Below are 1,873 nucleotides of genomic sequence, written 5' to 3' on the forward strand. Positions count from 1 at the left end.
AGCAGGACGTCCGCCGCTGCCAGCGGGCGCGGGCGCGGTGGCGGTGGCGGGCGTACCACGGGTGCGCGGCCGTCGCGGGCGGCGGCGGGCCGTTGTCGGCGGTGCCCGCCATAAGTGGTTCCCATGACGCAGGCACCCGCACACGACGCCCCCACTCCCGCCCCCGAGCCCACCCCTGTGCACTGGAAGCCGGCCAGGGAACGAATATTGCGCCCACTAGCCATGTTCAAACTAGTCATGTCCATGTCCATGTTCGTCCGGAATGCGAACTCCCTGCACAGATAGCGCCCTTGACGAACCGTTAGCCAGAGCTTCACCATCCAGGCACCCATCCACTGTGGAATCCCAGTGATTCCCAAGGAATTCGGAGCCCCCCACATGAAGCTCTCGGTTCCCGGACGCACCGCGGCCATCGCCGTGGCCGTCAGCGTGCTCGCCGGCNNTGATCGCCGACTGGCCCGGCGGCGACCCCAACCAGGTGATCATGTCCGGTTCGCACCTCGACAGCGTCAAGGCCGGCCCTGGCATCAACGACAACGGCAGTGGCTCGGCCGCCATCCTGGAGATCGCGCTCGCCGTCTCGCGCGCCCAGTACCAGCCGACCAAGCACCTGAGATTCGCCTGGTGGGGGGCGGAGGAGATGGGCATGATCGGATCGAAGAACTACGTCAACAGCCTCTCCTCCGCGAACCGTTCGCGCATCAAGGGTTACCTCAACTTCGACATGATCGGCTCGCCGAACCCCGGCTACTTCGTCTACGACGACGACCCGACGATCGAGCGGACCTTCAAGGACTACTACGCCACCATCGGCGTCCCGACCGAGATCGAGACCGAGGGCGACGGCCGCTCCGACCACGCGCCCTTCGACAACGTGGGCATCCCCGTCGGCGGTCTGTTCAGCGGCGCCGACTACACCAAGACGGCGGCGCAGGCGGCCAAGTGGGGCGGTACGTCCGGCCAGCGGTTCGACCGCTGCTACCACTCGGCCTGCGACACCGCGGCCAACATCAACGACACCGCCCTCGACCGCAACAGCGACGCGGCCGCGTACGCGGTGTGGAAGCTGTCGGAGTAACAGCCCACGCGCGCCTTTCACCGAGGCTGGTCAAAGGGGACGGTCAACTGGTCGGCGCTCCCGCCGGGTTGGCCGTCCCCGCCGTGTTTCGCGGCGGCGGCGCGACAGGGCCGCGTGTCGCGGCCAGGAACAGGAGGCGACCGTATGACGGATCTTCCGGTGGCGGAGATCGCCGCCGCCGTCCGGGCACGGGAGGTGACGGCCGTCGAGGTCGTCAGGGCCGCGCTCGCGCGGATCGCCGCCGTGGAACCGGAGTTGTGCGCGTTCGCGGAGGTGTGGGGCGAGGCGGCGGTACGGCGGGCACGCGAGGTCGACGTACGGGTCACCGCCGGTGAGCGGCTGCCGCTCGCCGGCGTTCCGTTCGCGGTGAAGGGGCGGTACGGGGAGCGGGCGGCGGACGCGGTACGGCTGACCGCCGCCGGGTGCGTGGCGGTGGGCGCCACGTCCGTGCCCGCGCCCGGGGCCGGAACCCCCTGGCAGACATGGGGACTTGGGGCCGATGGGCGGACGGTCAACCCCTGGCGGGCGGACCGGGTGCCGGGCGGTTCGTCAGCCGGGGCCGCGGCGGCGGTGGCGGCGGGCCTGGTTCCGCTCGCGACCGGCGCCGACGGGGCCGGGTCCATACGTATCCCGGCCGCCTGGTGCGGGGTGTTCGGCCTCAAGTCGACGAACGGACGCCTCCCGCATCCCGACCGGACGGGCCTGAGCGCGGCGGGAGCGGTCGCGCGGCGGGCGGCGGACCTACGGGCGTACTGGCGATGCGTGAGCGAAGCCGACGAGCGCGGGGTCTGCGGG

1 protein-coding gene and 1 pseudogene are annotated in these 1,873 nt (G+C 71.3%); both read left to right on the forward strand.

The window, feature by feature from the left end; genetic code table 11:
• Positions 1-443: 443 nt before the first annotated feature.
• A pseudogene (locus AOK08_RS38375) lies at positions 444-1,078 on the forward strand (M28 family peptidase); the annotation flags it as partial.
• A 144-nt stretch (positions 1,079-1,222) separates the two neighbouring features.
• The coding region (locus tag AOK08_RS38380) for an amidase family protein (RefSeq protein ID WP_241827282.1) at positions 1,223-1,873 on the forward strand (651 nt) is incomplete at its 3' end.

Source organism: Streptomyces graminilatus, assembly GCF_001418565.1.
In the GTDB taxonomy this organism is placed as follows: domain Bacteria; phylum Actinomycetota; class Actinomycetes; order Streptomycetales; family Streptomycetaceae; genus Streptomyces; species Streptomyces graminilatus.